General features: G+C 36.0%; 17 protein-coding genes and 2 riboswitches. Of the genes, 7 read left to right on the top strand and 10 right to left on the bottom strand.

Annotated elements, in window-relative coordinates:
• Positions 1-48 precede the first annotated feature (48 nt).
• A riboswitch (SAM riboswitch) is annotated at positions 49-156 on the top strand.
• 63 nt (positions 157-219) lie between these two features.
• Both metA and ACZ42G_RS03475 read left to right on the top strand, forming a co-directional pair.
• Positions 220-1137 (top strand): homoserine O-acetyltransferase MetA, encoded by a 918-nt coding sequence (gene metA / locus ACZ42G_RS03480; RefSeq protein WP_085112240.1) that lies wholly within the window; start codon positions 220-222, stop codon positions 1135-1137.
• 144 nt (positions 1138-1281) lie between these two features.
• Positions 1282-2634 (top strand): APC family permease, encoded by a 1353-nt coding sequence (locus ACZ42G_RS03475; RefSeq protein ID WP_274892381.1) that lies wholly within the window; start codon positions 1282-1284, stop codon positions 2632-2634.
• Between the two features lie 35 nt (positions 2635-2669).
• On the opposite strand, the gene ACZ42G_RS03470 is transcribed toward ACZ42G_RS03475, so the two are convergent.
• The 5 genes from ACZ42G_RS03470 to ACZ42G_RS03450 form a co-directional block, all read right to left on the bottom strand.
• Positions 2670-4577 (bottom strand): acyltransferase family protein, encoded by a 1908-nt coding sequence (locus ACZ42G_RS03470; RefSeq protein WP_464851421.1) that lies wholly within the window; start codon positions 4575-4577, stop codon positions 2670-2672.
• 213 nt (positions 4578-4790) lie between these two features.
• On the bottom strand, positions 4791-5537 hold the full coding sequence (locus tag ACZ42G_RS03465) for a cysteine hydrolase family protein (RefSeq protein ID WP_085112243.1): 747 nt from the start codon (positions 5535-5537) through the stop codon (positions 4791-4793).
• A gap of 40 nt (positions 5538-5577) precedes the next feature.
• Positions 5578-6000, bottom strand: a complete 423-nt coding sequence (locus ACZ42G_RS03460; protein WP_085112244.1) for a PaaI family thioesterase — start codon at positions 5998-6000, stop codon at positions 5578-5580.
• A 25-nt stretch (positions 6001-6025) separates the two neighbouring features.
• Entirely contained in the window at positions 6026-6592 is a 567-nt protein-coding gene (locus ACZ42G_RS03455) for a sigma-70 family RNA polymerase sigma factor (protein WP_464851418.1), read from the bottom strand.
• A gap of 265 nt (positions 6593-6857) precedes the next feature.
• The gene (locus ACZ42G_RS03450) at positions 6858-7547 is read right to left on the bottom strand and encodes a C40 family peptidase (RefSeq protein ID WP_464851416.1); all 690 of its coding nucleotides are present in this window, start codon (positions 7545-7547) and stop codon (positions 6858-6860) included.
• Positions 7544-7661, bottom strand: a riboswitch (cyclic di-AMP (ydaO/yuaA leader). Its footprint overlaps the gene before it by 4 nt.
• 157 nt (positions 7662-7818) lie before the next feature.
• Here ACZ42G_RS03450 and ku point away from each other — a divergent pair.
• From ku to ACZ42G_RS03435, 3 genes are all read left to right on the top strand, one after another.
• Positions 7819-8628 (top strand): non-homologous end joining protein Ku, encoded by an 810-nt coding sequence (gene ku / locus ACZ42G_RS03445; protein WP_085112247.1) that lies wholly within the window; start codon positions 7819-7821, stop codon positions 8626-8628.
• A gap of 2 nt (positions 8629-8630) precedes the next feature.
• Positions 8631-9554 carry an ATP-dependent DNA ligase gene (locus ACZ42G_RS03440; protein ID WP_464851414.1) on the top strand — a complete coding sequence of 308 codons (924 nt, stop codon included), beginning with the start codon at positions 8631-8633 and terminating at the stop codon, positions 9552-9554.
• A 67-nt stretch (positions 9555-9621) separates the two neighbouring features.
• Positions 9622-11283: a peptidoglycan D,D-transpeptidase FtsI family protein gene (locus ACZ42G_RS03435; RefSeq protein ID WP_464851412.1), complete on the top strand. Its 1662-nt coding sequence runs from the start codon at positions 9622-9624 to the stop codon at positions 11281-11283.
• 26 nt (positions 11284-11309) lie between these two features.
• Here the strand turns inward: ACZ42G_RS03435 and ACZ42G_RS03430 are convergent, their stop codons facing one another.
• Together ACZ42G_RS03430 and ACZ42G_RS03425 are read right to left on the bottom strand one after the other, a co-directional pair.
• On the bottom strand, positions 11310-11678 hold the full coding sequence (locus ACZ42G_RS03430) for a NusG domain II-containing protein (RefSeq protein ID WP_085112250.1): 369 nt from the start codon (positions 11676-11678) through the stop codon (positions 11310-11312).
• Positions 11665-12714 (bottom strand): FAD:protein FMN transferase, encoded by a 1050-nt coding sequence (locus ACZ42G_RS03425; protein WP_085112373.1) that lies wholly within the window; start codon positions 12712-12714, stop codon positions 11665-11667. Before ACZ42G_RS03425 ends, ACZ42G_RS03430 begins: the two co-directional genes overlap by 14 nt.
• Positions 12715-12878: 164 nt before the next feature.
• Here ACZ42G_RS03425 and ACZ42G_RS03420 point away from each other — a divergent pair, with 164 nt between their 5' ends.
• Together ACZ42G_RS03420 and ACZ42G_RS03415 are read left to right on the top strand one after the other, a co-directional pair.
• On the top strand, positions 12879-13589 hold the full coding sequence (locus ACZ42G_RS03420; protein WP_085112251.1) for a polysaccharide deacetylase family protein: 711 nt from the start codon (positions 12879-12881) through the stop codon (positions 13587-13589).
• 14 nt (positions 13590-13603) lie between these two features.
• Positions 13604-14149, top strand: coding sequence for a YkoP family protein (locus ACZ42G_RS03415; RefSeq protein WP_274892371.1), 546 nt, complete (start codon positions 13604-13606; stop codon positions 14147-14149).
• On the opposite strand, the gene ACZ42G_RS03410 is transcribed toward ACZ42G_RS03415, so the two are convergent.
• The 3 genes from ACZ42G_RS03410 to ACZ42G_RS03400 all read right to left on the bottom strand — a co-directional run bounded on the left by ACZ42G_RS03410 (position 14146) and on the right by ACZ42G_RS03400 (position 16915).
• Positions 14146-15429 (bottom strand): ABC transporter substrate-binding protein, encoded by a 1284-nt coding sequence (locus tag ACZ42G_RS03410; protein ID WP_464851410.1) that lies wholly within the window; start codon positions 15427-15429, stop codon positions 14146-14148. The two genes, ACZ42G_RS03415 and ACZ42G_RS03410, sit on opposite strands and share 4 nt — an antisense overlap.
• Before the next feature lie 46 nt (positions 15430-15475).
• Positions 15476-16111: a ferritin family protein gene (locus ACZ42G_RS03405; protein WP_464851408.1), complete on the bottom strand. Its 636-nt coding sequence runs from the start codon at positions 16109-16111 to the stop codon at positions 15476-15478.
• 78 nt (positions 16112-16189) lie between these two features.
• Positions 16190-16915, bottom strand: a complete 726-nt coding sequence (locus ACZ42G_RS03400; RefSeq protein ID WP_085112255.1) for a YesL family protein — start codon at positions 16913-16915, stop codon at positions 16190-16192.
• Between the last annotated feature and the right edge of the window lie 14 nt (positions 16916-16929).

Here is a 16929-nt window from a genome sequence, read left to right as displayed (position 1 = left end):
ACTTCAATAAATATATAATTATTTTAACAATTTAATATCGTAAATCAAAACTCATCAAGAGTGGTGGAGGGACTGGCCCTGTGAAACCCGGCAACCGTCATATTTTATGAAAATGGTGCTAATTCCTGCAAAGCTTATAGCTTTGGGAGATGAGTAGATGTGATTATCTACGCCTCATCTCTGAGGCGTTTTATTTTTTACATTGAAGGAGGTTTGCAAATGCCCATCAATATACCAAATGGCCTACCTGCCATCGATATTTTAGCTAAAGAAAATATATTCGTAATGGCTGAAGAAAGGGCAATTCATCAAGATATACGCCCTCTTAAGATCGCCATCTTAAACTTGATGCCTACAAAAAGTGTGACAGAAACACAGCTATTAAGGCTACTTAGCAACAATCCACTGCAAATCGATCTAAAATTTCTCTATGCAGCATCACACAAATCTAAAAACACTGCGCCAGAGTATTTAGAAGCTTTTTACAAAACATTTGATGACGTAAAACATGAAAAATTTGACGGTCTCATAATAACCGGAGCACCAGTGGAAACTTTGGACTTTTCAGATGTTGATTATTGGCATGAGCTTGAAGAAATAATGGAATGGAGCAAACACAATGTATTTTCAACATTTCACATTTGCTGGGGTGCTCAAGCTGGTCTTTATTACCATTATAGGATTCCTAAATACCCACTGAAAGAAAAAATGTTTGGCGTATTTTTGCATAAGGTTTCCAAAAAAAATGTCGACTTATTAAGGGGATTTGACGACGAATTTTATGCGCCCCATTCAAGATACACGGAAGTCAGAAAAGAAGATATAGAGCTTGTAGATGACCTTGAAATACTTTCTGAATCAGATGAGGCAGGCGTATACATAGTTGCATCAAAATCTGGCAGGCAGATATTTGTGACAGGTCACTCTGAATACGATCCTTTGACTCTAAAATCTGAATACGAAAGAGATTTAAAAAAAGGCATTCCTATAAAAATACCAAAACACTATTTCCCGGGAGATGACCCTAACAATGAGCCAATTGTAAAATGGAGAAGCCATGCAAATCTATTGTTTTCTAACTGGTTAAATTACTATGTATACCAAAAAACACCATACGATGTGAATTCAATTGAATAAATATGATTTATGCAGGTTATAAAACTTGATTTTATATCCTGCATTTTTTATATCATTTTTGCAAAATTATTCATTGACTTTTTCACTTTCCTGTGCTAATTTAATTATGCTATTTCAAAAATTTATAGAAAGGAATTGTACTATATGGACAAAACACAAAAGCTCAAAAAAGACATTGGCCTATTTATCGCCACAGCACTTGTGACAGGTAACATGATGGGTTCCGGCATATTCATGCTTCCTGCTACACTTGCATCTAAATCAGGTCCTGGCGCAACAATACTGGCATGGCTTGTTACAGGCATCGGATCAATATTGTTGGCATTATCATTTGCAAATTTAGGTTCAAGGATTCCAAAAGCCGGTGGCCCGTATGAATACTCAAAATTAGCTTTTGGAGACTTTATAGGTTTTATCAATGCGTGGTTATACTGGAATGGTTCATGGATCGGAAACGCTGCCGTTGTCATTGCAGTTGCCAGTTACTCAAGCGCTTTATTCCCGATTTTATCGCAAAATCATTTAGCCGCTTTTCTGTACACCAGTGGAATCTTATGGATTTTTACGATAATCAATATAATAGGTGTAAAAAAGGCTGGCTCAACTCAAACAACAATAACTGTGTTTGAAGTATGTCTTTTTTTATTCTTCATAATCGTATCAGCAGTACATTTCAAGTCAAGCAATGTAATGCCATTGTTCCCTGCAGGAAAAGGCATGAATACTTTGTCTGCAGCAGCAACTTCAACGCTGTGGGCGTTTGTAGGACTTGAAACTGCGTCAATAACCGCTGAAGAAATTAAAAACCCTGAAAGAAACGTAAAGTTAAGCACCATATTCGGAATATTAATAGCTGTAGTGATGTACCTTGCCATAAACCTTTCGGCAATGGGTGCAATGCCACAAAGCCAGCTTGCAAAAAGTGCTTCTCCAATAGCCGACATCCTCAAACAGTTTTTAGGAAAAAACATTGCGAATGTCATAATAGTAGGCTCTGTCGTAAGTGTGCTTGGCACAACTGTCGGATGGCTTTTATCTACAGCTCGTGTGGCTTATGCGGCTGGTAAAGACAGTCTATTTCCAGAGATTTTTTCAAAAGTACATCCTAAATACAAGACTCCTCACGTATCATTGATCATAGGATCGGTGCTTGTAAATCTGCTATTGCTGATGAACTATACAAAATCTCTGGTTTCTGCGTTTAATTTTATAATACTGCTGGCAACTTTGTCTTTCCTACCTGTGTACGCTTTTACAGCCGCATCTGAAATGATGCTTCTTATAAAAAGAGACAAAAACGTCAGCGTATTAGGCTTTATAAAGAATTCCATTATTCCACTTTTAGGCTTTGCATACGCCATGTGGACAATATACGGGTCTGGAGCCGAGACTGTCATGTACGGATTTATAATGCTTATGTGCGGCATACCCTTCTATATATACATGAAGTACAAAAATAACTCAAAGCTAAACGAGATTCGAAAAGTCTTAGAATAATTACAGGCTGCAAAATGCAGCCTTTTTACATCGTTTTAATTTTCTTCTTTTACCGCATTTGCTATAAGTGAAGCAAAATACTTCGCACCACTGGGCTCTAAGTGAACCGCATCGGGTGAAAAGAATGAATCATGTCCATAGCTGGCTTTATACCAATCAATTAAAGTAGTGTGGGGATATTCTGAAGACACTTTTGACAACGTCTCATTGACGATGCTTTCCCAAGGGCGTGGGACGCGGACATTTACCAATATTACGCGTTTTACAGGTTCTGCGCTCTTTAAAAGCGATAAAAGCTGGTCTTCAGTGAAAGGCCCATTTGTCCCCAACTCAACTATCAATGTGTCTATTTTTCCTTTCGCTTTGAGGTTTTTCACGACATCTTTTGCTTGATACATTTGTCTTCCTACTTTGCCATCAATCGTGATTCCCGGCAACATCTCTTCCAAGTAAGGCTTTGTATCTATCAATATTGAGTCACCTATTATGGCTATACCCTTTCCATCCTGCACATTGCTGGTTGTGGAATCACCGCTATTTGATACTGCTGAGTTTGAATTTCCGCCTTTATACGGATAGTACTTAATATCTCTCCTATTATCTGGCAAATTATCATTGTAGTCCTGCACATCACTGCCAATATTGCTACTACTTCCTACATAAGATGGTGAATCTGATGCAATATTTGATGAACCTGAATTTAATGCAACTGATGCGCTGGCAGGTATGATTCCACTCATACCTGCAATAAAAGTGCCCATTAAGCATACGGATAATGAAACTAAAGCAGATGTTTTAAGTGTAGGTAGTATTTTCCCTTTTTCAAACCTCAATGATTTTAAGTCGTTTATGATTTTTTTAAGTGCGCCGTGTCTTATTGGATCCTCCACGTATTTCCATGAAAAGGCAGAAATAACAATGATCATAAATACCTGCAGCAGCGCCCGAATAGGATCAAAGCCTTTCGTGTCCACAGTTGGTGTCGTCAAAATAAGCACCGGAAAGTACCAAAGATATACTCCGTACGATCTTGCCCCCAACCATCTTAATGGAGCGCATCCTAATATTTTCCCCAACAAGCTTTTAGGATGTGCTGACACAGCTACCACCACAGCAGTTATTACAGATAGCAAATACATGCCACCTCTATATACAAACGGATCGTATTGATTGACGTACATAAGCATAGCAAAAATCGAAACTATTGCCAAAAAGCCAATCATATCATAAATCAATACTTTTCTTTTAGCTTCATTGTTGGAAAATTTGTTGCTGGGCAGAATCAACGCTAAAGCTGAACCTAAAAGAAGCCCAAAAGCGCGCGTATCAGTGCCATAATATACACGGCTGGGATCCATTCCTGGAATGTACATCATACCCATTGCTAAAGCAGAAAGCGCAGAAAGCAGCAAAGTGATAACAAAGATATACTTTTTCTTCTTTATATACTTAAATGCCACAATCAATGCTAACGGCCAAATAAGGTAAAACTGTCCTTCAACAGCCAGTGACCATAGATTGCCAAACGTCGATTGTGGTCCAAACTTAGCAAAGTAAGATATTTTATGAAATATAAGCCACCAATTGTTGACATAAAGCAAACTTGTTATAGCATCGCCTTTAATAGATGAAAGCCTTGAAGCATCGAAAAGCGTAACATAAGAGACGACTACAATTACCATAATAAAAAGAGCTGGAAACAACCTCAACATTCTGCGCTTCCAAAAATTTTTTAAATCAACTTTATTGTTTTTCTCCCATTCTGATGCAATTATATTTGTTATCAAGTACCCTGACAACACAAAAAATATGCTGACGCCAAAAAAACCACCCTGCAAAAAAGTCAGATTAAGATGATATCCAATGACAGCAAGCACAGCTAAAGCACGTAGTCCGTCAAGTCCTGCCATGTATCTTGCGTTTTCGTTTAAAGGTTTTGGCACTGAAATCCCCTCCTAAGATCCCTCACAATAAAAAGCAATTTGCAACAAAATTCTTCATCATTCATCTAAAACAGCCATTTTTCTATAAATCCATTATATATTATCAATATTACAAAAGCATTACAACTGATAAATAAAATATAAATATCTTATAAATATTTATTAATAAAAAGAGCCCTTTATACGTTAAAGAGCTCTTTAAAACTTTTTATTTTATTCTTCCAGCAGTTCTTTTACGATATTTATGCCATTAAGCTTCATGTGGTATAGAAACATAGTATGCGTTAAGTCACCATCGTGTGGAACTATTTTAAGCCTTTCCGCTGTCTTCACGCTTATATCGTAAGTCTCAACACAATTTTCAGGCACAATCACATTGGCGCTTAAATTATTGGCGTTTGCAATCATCTTTATAGAAATCGCTGTCTGATATACACACAAATCAGTGCAATTGCCTACGATAATAAATGTAGATTTGCCTCCTTTTATCATATCAAATATCTTTCTCAAGAACTTATTTCCATCACCATCTTCTCCGCCGAAAAACACATTTAACGAATTTTTCTCGTACACATTTGGCTTGTCTTTGACTACCTCTAAAAGCTCCTCTACGATACGGCTTTCATCTGTTCCTTTGATACAGTGCTCTGGATAAGCAGCAAATTCTGTTGCACCTTTCGCATGGGCATCATTTACAAACATCACATTCTTTATGCCCATCCTGTACGAAGCTTTAATGAGGCTCTTTATATGTTCTATAATCCCTCCTATTCGAGGACTTGACAAAGCCCCACTTTTGCAAAAACCGTTTATCATGTCAACGACGATAATCGACACATTGTCAGCATTTCCAGCATCTTTTATGACGGTGCTTAACTTCATGTCATCTAAATTGCTATAAAAATCAAACAGATAATTTAAAAAAGGTCTTGTATTGTACAAAAAGCTATCAAAATTCATTTTCACAGCCTCCTTTCATCTTATTTTTATTGTATACCATTTAATCTATGCAGTAAAATGTCTCGCGGGAAGATCCCACAAGCTTGCCATCCTGATTGTATGCATCACATACTGCAACAGCAGTCGTCTTGCCCATGTGGATGATCTTCCCTATTGCCTTGATTCTGTCTTTGGCTTTTAAGGGCTTTATATAGTTTATATTCATCTCCAGAGTCACCATGTTTTTCCCCATCGTCTTTGCGGCAATTCCCATAGCTGTATCCATGAGAGAAAAAAGTACACCGCCGTGAGCAATCTCAAAGATATTTAGATGTTTCTCGGAAATCGTCATTTCCATCGTCACTCTACCACTGCCAAGCTCAGCAATCTCCATGCCGATTAGATTGTGAAACTGGGCTTTTTGATTCAACTCGATTATTTCTTTGAATAATTCTTCATTTATGCCGAGATTTTTAGCTTCCAAGTATACATCATCCTTTCAAGCCGTTTTACATAATTATATCATTTTTTATCAAAAATCTTAATCTATCTAAAGCCCTGTCTTTAAGTTTAACAACACTCTGGTAACCTACTCCCAATTCTTTTGATATTTCAACAAGTGTCTTCCTTTCGAAAAAGTAAAGCATTATTATGTTTTTCTGCTTTGCAGTAAGTCTATTCAAAGCTTCCTTTAAATCATTTCTCATGACATCATTAAAAAATTTTTCTTCCGGAGTAAGTTCATCGGCTACCATCAAATCGATGATTTCATCTTCATCATCATCTGCCTTTGCATTCAAAGAAAGAAAAGATTTTTTCTTCCTGTAGGCATTTAAAAAGTAAAATTTAAGCTGCATACTTCCATATGCTATGAATTCTTTGCCTTTTTTCTCATCAAACTGATAGATAGCAGCAATAAGCACTTCTCTTCCGTCCTGAAGCATATCATCAAAACTGTCGTATGGAAACTTTTTTGCTAATTTTATCAAAAGAGGATGAAACTTTTTTAAAATCTCATAGACAGAATCTTTATCACCACTTTTAGCCTTAAAGCACAGTTCATTATAACTTATCATCTACTACACACCTCACATAAAGTGAGGACCGGTCCCTTTCAGTGCAGCACTGTGCCTTAATTATATTAAACGAACAAACGTTTTGGTAATTGCGAGTTATAAAAAGTCATCGCAGAAAATTTATAATAATCAGTTATTTGTGGCATTACTTGTCAGCAAAGCAAAGATTTCCATTTAAGACTTTATTGAACTTCTAAAAATAAAAGAGGCGCATATGTTAAATCAAAAAACATATACGCCTCTATATAGATGCTCTCTTTTAACCTTAATAATACCTTCTTGCACCAATATAGTACGTCCTAAACCAACCGCTAAAATCCGCAATAGCAGCCTTACCAAGTGAATCGCTCATGTGTATTAAGCGGTTATCACCTATGTATATACCTTCGTGCGTAGGACCACCGCCTGATGTAGAGAAAAACAATATATCGCCTGGCTGAAGTTCAGATAAGCTTACAACTCTACCACCTGCATACTGGTCATACGTAGTTCTACCAATGCTTTTTCCAGCCTGCCTAAACACGTATTGAACAAATCCAGAGCAATCAAAACCTGCAGGTGTAGTACCACCAAAAACATAGGGCACTCCAAGATATCTTTCTGCAATGCTTACTACGTCAAAATTTGATGGGCGCTCATAGCCACCCCTTGATGAAACGCCAGTTACAGTCGTCCTATTTAATACAGCCTCTGTAGCTGGTCCTACAATTCCATCCGGAGATAGTCCGTACCTTCTCTGCAGTGCAATCACTGCATTCTTTGTCATACGGCCAAATATTCCGTCAATACCACCTGTGCTATAGCCAAGCCTGTTTAACGTTTGCTGCAAGCTAACCACCGCTTGTCCTCTTGAACCGTATTTCAAAAGCTCCATTGCAAATGCACTTGGCGCTTGCATAAGTGTTATTGACACTACTGCTGTTGCAACTATTTTTTTGTAATTCAACTCATTCATCCTCTCTTTATGCCTACGAGGTTAGTTGACGGGTTCGGTAAAGAGCAACCCTACCGCATACGCGGATTCACCCCAAAGATATCCCCCGCTCTTTCGATTAGGCATGTTTTATTTTATTTTAATAAATTTAATAAAAAATTTATATTTTTAATAATTAATTAATATTATATAGGCAAATTGTATCAAAGTCAACCACATTCCATAAATTACCTGAAGATTGTGAGTTTCTCATGGTTATACTAATTAATGAATATCGAAAGAAGGTGAAAAAATGCGTTCAATGTGGAAAGGTGCCATTAGTTTCGGCCTTGTCAGCATCCCCATAAAACTGTATGCAGCCACAGAAGACAACTCTATACATTTTAGACAGCTTCACAAAGACTGCAAATCACCCATAAAATACGAGAAGATCTGCCCTGTTTGCAATAAAGAAGTTTCTGATGAAGAAATCGTAAAAGGTTACGAATATGAACCAGGAAAATTTGTCATCATAGATGAAGAAGACTTAGAGAGAATTCCAAAGTCAACAGTTAAAACGATAGATATTATCGATTTTACAGATTTAAGTCAAATAGATCCCATATATTTCGATAAGACATACTACATCGCACCAGATGAAATAGGTGCAAAACCATACGTACTTTTAAGAGATTCTATGAAGAAATTAAACCGTGTAGCAGTTGCAAGAGTCGTCATACGATCAAGACAAGATTTAGCCTGCATAAGAGTTTTCAATGACAACTATATGGTAATGGAAACAATGCACTTCCCTGATGAAATAAGAAGCACAAACGAACTTCCACCTATCCGCAATGTAGATCTTCACGAAAATGAGGTGAAAATGGCTATAAAGCTTGTAGATACTCTGACATCTGATTTTTCTCCCGAAAAGTACGATGACAACTACAGAAAAGCCCTGATCGAAATAATCGAGTCGAAAATTCAAGATAGAAAAATTGAAATACCTGAATCGCCAAAGGAAGAAAATGTCCTGGACCTTGTAAGCGCATTAAAAGCCAGCATCGAATCAGTAAAAGAAGAAAACACGGCAAAAAAATCAAAAAAGAAAAAAGGTGCATAAAGATGTCCCTGATGGATGAAAAAATCCCTCCTATGCTGGCTGTATCAGGAAATGTATTTGACGATCCAAATTGGGTATATGAAATCAAATGGGATGGTTCAAGGACAATAGCATTTCTTTCATCTTATACAAAACTTCAAGACCGAAGGCTTGTAGATATAAGCCACCAATTCCCAGAACTTATAGATGTAAATAAATGTCTAAAATCAAATGAAGCCATACTTGACGGCGAACTAATCGTTATAAAAGACAATAAACCAAGCTACAGAAACATAATGATGCGAAAACACCAGCAAAACAAACTAAAAATCGAACTTTTAAGTAAATCCAATCCCGCAATATTTATAACATGGGATGTAATATATGTTGATGGAAAAGAACTATTAAACTACCCACTTATTAAGCGCAAAGAAATCTTAAGTAAAATCGTCAGTGAAAGCAATCTAATAAGGATATCTGATTATATTTTTGAACACGGCAAAACTTTATTTGCGGAAACTGGTAAAAAACAACTGGAAGGAGTAATGGCTAAAAAGGCAGACTCAAAATATTACTTAGGAAAAAGAAGTAATCTATGGCAAAAATTCAAACATCACATAGTACTAAACGCTGTAATATTGGGTTATAAGGTAGATAAAACGGCGTTAGTCTTGGGCCTTTACAACGATGATGACAAACTTGTGCACATTGGAAATGTAGAATCTGGAATATCGCAAAAAGAATTATCATCGTTCTTAGAGGTTGCCAATGATCTGAAGGTCAACCCTGAATTTTACGGTCTTGCCATTAACAATGTTCAATGGATAATGCCTTTTATTGTATGTAAGGTTAAATTCATGGAATGGTCAGAAAATTTCAAAATGAGAGCGCCATCTTTCTTAGAATTTGCTTTAGATGTAAAACCAATCGAATGCAGATTCATGTAAACTAATTGAAATGTGCACATTATTGATTTAAAATAAAATTATAAACGTACAAGGGGGATACTTTCAATTGGCATCAATAAACAAAAAGCGCATTTTGCTGGTACTAATTACATTTTTATTTTTAATCGCATGTCTTGTAGCAAGATTAATATGGCTACAGATTGTAATGGCTCCAAAATATTCACTGGCCGTCAAAAATCAAACCACATCCAAGATAGTACTAAAGCCAGAAAGAGGAATTATTTACGATGCAAATGGAAATATCCTGGCCACTAATGTAAGCGGCGGCGATGTATATGCTGCGCCTAAAAATATAACACACCCAGATGCAGTCGCAGACAAATTGTACAGCTTATTAGGCATGAAAAAAGATTCACTGTATAAGCTTCTAAGCAATAAAAATTCTGAGTGGACTGTCCTTAAAAAAAATGTATCACTGGACAATGTAAACAAGATAAAAAAGTTAAACCTTGCAGGCATATACGTAGAAGATACCAGCATTAGAAGCTATCCTGACGGCAGTCTATTGTCACAGACATTAGGATTCACTGGTGTAGACGGAAATGGTCTATACGGTTTAGAATACTCATTTGATAAATATTTAAAAGGAACATCGGGATTAGAAGTAGCCACAACTGATGAAATAGGTCATGTAATAGGACTTCCCGAAAAATTGTACGAACCAGAAAAAGGCGATGACTTAGTCCTTACTGTCGATTCGGTTATTCAAGGATATGCAGAAACGGCCATAGAAAAAGCTTATGAAACTTACAGTCCAGCTAACGGCATTTCAGCAATCGTGATGAATCCGAAGACGGGCGATATCTTAGCCATGGCAAATATTCCTGATTTTGATCCAAACGAGCCAAATAAGGTCAGCTCCATCGACACATGGTCAAATCCTGCTGTGTCTTATCTGTACGAACCAGGATCAGTATTTAAAGTAGTAACAGCATCTGCTGCATTAGAAGAATCTTTAGTCACGCCAAATGAGCAATTTTACGATCCAGGTTACTACATAGTATCAGGCCACAGGATAAATAGCTGGACAAAATTAGGAAATATCGATTTTTCACAAGCAGTTGCAATGTCCAGCGATACAGTATTCATGAAGATAATCGTAGAACGGCTTAAATTAAATACATTGTACAAGTACATAAATGCCTTTGGATTTGGAAGCCCAACCGGAATACAGCTTCCGGGGGAAGCGTCTGGCATGATAATACCAGAGAAAAACGTTCATCCTGTAGACCTTGCATCCATGTCTTTTGGACAAGGCATAGCAGTAACACCACTTCAAATGATAGATGCTTTTTCAGCAACTATAAATGGTGGATACTTGATGAAGCCAAATATAGTAAAAGAAATAAAATCAGGTGATAAAGTCATAAAAGAATTTAAACCTCAAGTCATAAGGCAAGTTATATCGCAGGACACGTCAAACACAATGAAAGAACTGCTTAAAAAAGTCGTCGATGAGGGTACAGGAACAGCATGTCAAATACCTGGCTTTACTGTAGGAGGAAAATCAGGCACAACTGAAAATTACTCACCCGGTAAATACACAGCATCTTTCGCTGCATTTGCACCTGTGGACAACCCTCAAGTAGCCGTCTTAGTAGTCATAAGAAATCCTACTAAAAATGGCCATATGGGTGGCGAAATTGCAGCACCTGTTGTAAAAGACATACTCTCAAACACATTAAGATATCTAATGATAAAAAAATAGCCGTACATCTTAAAGTGTGCGGCTATTTAATATACTACGTCGTCTACTTCTCCTTTTTTGCCACCTGTAACTCTCACCACTACTCTATTAGGGAGACATACTATCTGCTGGCCTTCTTTTTCTATCCAGCCTGTTTTGACACATATCTGATCTGGACAATTGGCTTCTTCCATTCTTACCTTACCATCTTTTATCTCAACCACATTTAAATGCTGGCCATTGTGAATTGTCACTGTTTTATCAACATTTAAAGGCAATTCTTGGTACTTAGAACCATTTACTTCAATTACAACATCTGTGCCAGTTCTTGATAGCGCCTTGTCATAAGTAAAATAGGCAGAAGCAAAAGAAATAATCAAAAGCACTCCTATTAAAATCTTATCACCTATTTTCATACAGCTTAAACCTCGAATCTGTTATCTTTAATTTGCCTTTAAGTCCTGATGTTGCATATACCTTATAGTCCGGTGTAACAAAAATCGCATCAACACCAGGCATACTCTCTATCAATTTCATCCCTTTATCAACACCTAAAATAAAGGTGATTGTAGATAACGCATCAGCATCAATAGATTTAATATTAGTAGAAACTATTGTTGTACTGACGACGCCGCTTTCTGCAGGATACCCTGTAAAAGGATTTAATATGTGATGGTATCTTTTTCCGTTTTGAATAAAATATCTTTCATAATTGCCAGATGTGTCAATAAGCATATCTTTGCCTGAAACAATGGCGAAATACGTACCCTTATCTCCAAAAGGATTCTGTATTCCTATATTCCAATTGGAGCCATCTGGCTTTGAACCATAAAGGTATACGCTGCTGCCGCCTAAATTTATAAGCGCGTGCTTTACACCATTTTCTTTCATGATATTTTCCAGTTCATCAGCAGCAAAGCCTTTAGCAATTCCTCCCAAATCGATTGCCATGCCTTTTCTGCTTAATTTAACTTCATCGTTCTTTTCGTCCAGCAAGACGTCTTTGTAGTTTATGTATTTCATGGCATCCTTAATTTGGCTTTCCGTCGGAACATGGGCATGATCAGTGCCGATACCCCATAAATTCACCAACGGAGCGATAGTTATATCGAAATATCCACCACTTATTTTGCTGTACTTTAAAGCCGTCTTTATGACGTAAAATGTCTCTGGATTTACTTTCACATACTTTACACCAGCATTGTCGTTTATCTTTTGTATGTCGCTACCGCTTTTCTGGCTGCTCATAAGGTTGTCGATTTCTTTCAATTTGTTCATGGACTCGTCAACTGCTTTTTTGGCATTTCTGCCGTATGCAGTAACTTGCATGACAGTATCCATCATAAAATCAGTACGTGTATACTGTTGATCGTTGTTGCCACACCCTACAACGGATACAGAGATAAGCATTGTCACAATAATTGCTACAAATTTTTTTATAAAATGATTCATCATCTAAACAATCCTCTCAATTAAGTTAAATTCGCCTCTTTTATTATAAATTTTTTTTCTAAATTCTTCAAGCAAAATAGCATTAGCATTCATTTCAAGCTCTATAAACTTGTAAGATTCATTTTTTACGTATATAATCTTATTGTAAGGGGGAAATTAGCGGAATGATAAAATTCATGATAAAAATTTACATACTTTACTTAGTCTTAGTAGCACTGCTTCCTACCATGCTGGGCCGTATTTTCCATTACAATGTAATCTATACAAGCAGAAAAAAGAAAGTGCCATGGATAGCGATTACTTTTGATGACGGTCCAGATCCCGAATACACGCCTACACTTTTGTCCCTTCTGGATAAATACAATGTTAAAGCGTGCTTTTTTTTGTTGGCAGACAAAGTTGAGAAGTATCCAGATTTAGCCAAAGAAATCGTAAATAGAGGTCATGAGATAGGCATACACGGTTATAAGCATCACATAAACTGGTTTTTAGGACCTATTGCTACGTACAAGGAATTATTAAAATCGGTTGAAATTATCTCTCAGATTACCGGAAAGTATCCTTCATATTATAGACCACCATGGGGATTGTTTACAACTTTTATCTACCGGTACTCAAAAAAATTAGGCATCAAAATAATTTTATGGAGTTACATGAGCTGGGATTGGAAAGTAAAAGACCCAAATCTGATAGTAAATCGCGTATTAAACAAAGTAAAGGGCGGAAACATTTTAATATTTCACGACAGCAGCGACAACATAGGGTCAGACAAAGAAGCTCCTGAGACAATGCTTATAGCTCTTGATAAGATAATAAGTGGAATAAAAGAGAAGAACTTAGAGATTGTAGACATAAATAAATTTATCTTTTCGTAAACGGGGTAATCATTATGAAGAAGATTTTTATGTATATTTGGTCTTTGTGGGAACTTGTATTTGCAAAATTAAATAATATCCATACAGTAGGTGGAGACGACTCTGAAATAAGAATCGCATTAAAAAAATACAGAGGTAAGAGGATCGTGCTGAAAGATGGCACAGTTTTAGATAGAGGCGATAAATTTGCTGAGCTTCACTTAAACAATAAAGTCCTTACAGAAATAACCTCCAGCAGCAGTTCACCTATTGCTATTGGCATCATAGCACTAAAAAGGTTTAAAAAATCTTTAAAAGCATTAAAAGCTTACATCAATGAAAATCATGATTTCGAAGATGTAAATGTATTTATGGGATACACACTTTTCAATCAAGGTGTGGAAATGCTTGGCTTTGAAGTAATGGACATGAAATCACCTCTTGAAAGATTCATAATAACCCATTATGAAAGCTTTCTTTTGGGCATATTTCACCCTGAAGGATTTAAGCGGCTTCGCAACAATAAATTCACGGCAAAGATGGTTTTGATTACGAAAAAGACGATAAACAGCCGCTACTAATTTAATGCTTTTTGGATTTTTTCCAAAATCATTTTCTCGCTTTCTTTATTTTTTAATCCATCTATTAATGCTTTATTAAACATGATATTTTTGTCATGCCAATTCTTCGGTATATTATCAGTGTATTTCACTGCCATGTCAATTTTTTTCATAATTTCGTCGGTTATAGGTACATCCTTTTTGACTGGTATAAACCCTATTTTCTCTACGCTTTCTTGAGAATCTGCAATAAATTTTACAAATCTAAACGCCATATCCAATTTCTTTTTGTCGCTCTGCTTTGTGATGCCATAACCGTAAATTTTTGGAGATATTGTGATAGGCACATCGCCATCTCCTTCTGGATACAACGCAATATCAAACTGAAAAAGTTTATTCTTATTTTCAAGATATTTGAGGTATTGGACTTTGTAACTTTCATCGACCAAGACAGCGCTTTCTTTATTGACTGTAAAACTATCCCACACTTTGCTGTAATCACCACCAAAAGACACAGGATCTATCGCACTTTTTGCGTACAATTCTATCAATTTTTTAATGCCAGACTCCGCCTGCAGCCCCTTAAAGGAAACTGTCCCTTTATCGTTGATTATATTTAAACCGTCTGCCATCAAAAACCCCCAAAGATTATAGCTTCTTTCCATATACATAGTTATTCCATAGAAATCCTTTTTTTCTTTTTTGCCTTCTTGATATGTAAGCTTAGCCATATCATCTAGAAACTCTTCGTAGCTCCACTCTCCATTTTGAGGAACTTCCACTTCTTTTTTGCTGAACAAATCACTGTTTATGTAAAGGACACTTGTGTACATCCCTAAAGGAATGCCATAAACACTATTATTATACATAAATCCATTGAGGACATCTTCTTTTAATGAATTCTTATAACTTTTACCAAAAAATTTGTCAAGTGGCTCTAATTTATCATTGTAAATAAATGGACTGTCTGAAGTTATAGGGATTATATCAGGTTTATCCGTGCCAATTATATCATTGACATCATAATAAAAATTTCCATTTCTAATTGGCTCAAATTCAATTATAATCCCTGGATGCAAATATTCGAAATCCTGTATCTTTTTCTTTATAAAATTAAAACCAATAGGATCATCGGTTGACCAATGGGGAAAATCGCAAAATGTAATTATCCCCCTGTAATCTTCATCATCTGTCTGTGTAAAGTTTATTTTGCCTGTTTCATACAAGTACATGTAATATGGCCATGTGACTAAAAAAACAACAATCAATAAAATTAAAAAAAGAGCAAAAGGCTTTTTCATAAGATTCACCTCTTACTCTATCTATATTCACATTAAACATTCCATATCACTCTTTATTTTTACTAAGTTCACTTATTTCTTTTTCTAATGCATCCATCCTGGCTTTTAAATCTTGTGCTTCTTTTAAGGCTGCATCCCTTTGATTCTGCAGCTCTTCTATGATGCTTTTTGCAATCTCATCGCTATCACTTCTCATTTTTGACAACTGCTCGTCTTTGTATTTTACAGCATCTTTTGCTATGCCATCGATGTTCTGTTTCGCTGCATCTGCTAAATTCTTCATCTTTTCAGACAATGTCATTGCACCAGAGACAGCACCAACAGCTACTGGCTTCAAAGCCCTTTTTATATTTGGACCTATAGATGCAAGTATAAAAGCAGCACTTATCCCCAATAAAAAACCTTTTGTAGTATTTGTACCCATAAAATTGCCTAACATTTTAAATCTCATCAATACATTGTCTTGCCATGTAAGCTCATTGTTGCGAGTCTTACCAAAAAAATCATAAGCTCTCTTAAAGCTATTTTGATGTGATTTCTCATCAGACAAGATTTTCTTAAAGATATTTCTCACGTAAGGATTGCGAATCTTGTCTAAATCAGCCATGTACTGTTCAATCGCCAGCGATTCACTGCTTATGCCATTTGATAAAACTTTCATTAAGCTTTCCTTATTTTCCATATATATTTTGCTCCTTCCATAACGTGTAATATAAGCTAACGTTAGTTATATTATCCATTATGGAAGATTTTATACATCCTACTGATCTTCAGGTTCATCTTCCATTTTTTTGTTTTCTTGGTTGACTCTGCTGTCAATGTACTTCTCAAACACACCTCTATCATATACGTTTATGGCAAGCCCAACTAAGCTAAATCCGATGACAATAAGCGGAATGAACGCAAATAAAATGCAAAGTCCAAACAATAATAAGCTTAATAGCACTATGCCTATCGTCTGAGGCAACTTTATGATTGAAAATATCAAAGCATTTTTATATATATGCTTTATCTTTAAATCATACGTAACCATCAAAGGATAAATATACACATTCATGAGAACAAGTATAAAGCCAATAAATATGGTAATATAGCTGCCCGCAATTTTTATAAAGCCTGTACTGTATGAAGAATAAATTTTGTAATTATTGATTAATATAAAAGCTGCTAAAGCGTTTATCAACGTAATTATAAAGCTTTGCTTGAAATTCTTAACAAACCCGTCTTTGAAATCATTCCAAAGCCATACATTTCTATTAAGTGCATGATTCCTAAGCACATTATTGAATCCAGCCAAAGCAGGTCCTATCGTCACGATAGGTATGCACGACACAATCAATAAAAGATTAAGGCTTATAAGTTGCCAGAAGTTGTTTTTTAAAATGTCAAGAAACAAAGACATACCCTTCTTAGGAATATCATCAGCTTTTAAATCGGGTCTATGTGGATCGCCATAGTACATTCTATTAAAAAAATTTCCAAACATCGTTTACCTCTCCT

The organism is Thermoanaerobacterium calidifontis, from assembly GCF_055381745.1.
This window is presented reverse-complemented; position numbering and strand designations above follow the sequence as displayed.

Excerpts from the sequence above, each read along its gene's own strand:
- ACZ42G_RS03425 (WP_085112373.1), bottom strand. The coding sequence starts at position 12,714 with ATGAATCATTTTATAAAAAAATTTGTAGCAATTATTGTGACAATGCTT.
- ACZ42G_RS03465 (WP_085112243.1), bottom strand. The coding sequence starts at position 5,537 with ATGAATTTTGATAGCTTTTTGTACAATACAAGACCTTTTTTAAATTAT.
- ACZ42G_RS03420 (WP_085112251.1), top strand. The coding sequence starts at position 12,879 with ATGATAAAATTCATGATAAAAATTTACATACTTTACTTAGTCTTAGTA.
- metA (WP_085112240.1), top strand. The coding sequence starts at position 220 with ATGCCCATCAATATACCAAATGGCCTACCTGCCATCGATATTTTAGCT.
- ACZ42G_RS03430 (WP_085112250.1), bottom strand. The coding sequence starts at position 11,678 with ATGAAAATAGGTGATAAGATTTTAATAGGAGTGCTTTTGATTATTTCT.
- ACZ42G_RS03410 (WP_464851410.1), bottom strand. The coding sequence starts at position 15,429 with ATGAAAAAGCCTTTTGCTCTTTTTTTAATTTTATTGATTGTTGTTTTT.
- ACZ42G_RS03440 (WP_464851414.1), top strand. The coding sequence starts at position 8,631 with ATGTCCCTGATGGATGAAAAAATCCCTCCTATGCTGGCTGTATCAGGA.
- ACZ42G_RS03400 (WP_085112255.1), bottom strand. The coding sequence starts at position 16,915 with ATGTTTGGAAATTTTTTTAATAGAATGTACTATGGCGATCCACATAGA.
- ACZ42G_RS03415 (WP_274892371.1), top strand. The coding sequence starts at position 13,604 with ATGAAGAAGATTTTTATGTATATTTGGTCTTTGTGGGAACTTGTATTT.
- ACZ42G_RS03450 (WP_464851416.1), bottom strand. The coding sequence starts at position 7,547 with ATGAATGAGTTGAATTACAAAAAAATAGTTGCAACAGCAGTAGTGTCA.
- ACZ42G_RS03405 (WP_464851408.1), bottom strand. The coding sequence starts at position 16,111 with ATGGAAAATAAGGAAAGCTTAATGAAAGTTTTATCAAATGGCATAAGC.
- ACZ42G_RS03455 (WP_464851418.1), bottom strand. The coding sequence starts at position 6,592 with ATGATAAGTTATAATGAACTGTGCTTTAAGGCTAAAAGTGGTGATAAA.
- ACZ42G_RS03475 (WP_274892381.1), top strand. The coding sequence starts at position 1,282 with ATGGACAAAACACAAAAGCTCAAAAAAGACATTGGCCTATTTATCGCC.
- ku (WP_085112247.1), top strand. The coding sequence starts at position 7,819 with ATGCGTTCAATGTGGAAAGGTGCCATTAGTTTCGGCCTTGTCAGCATC.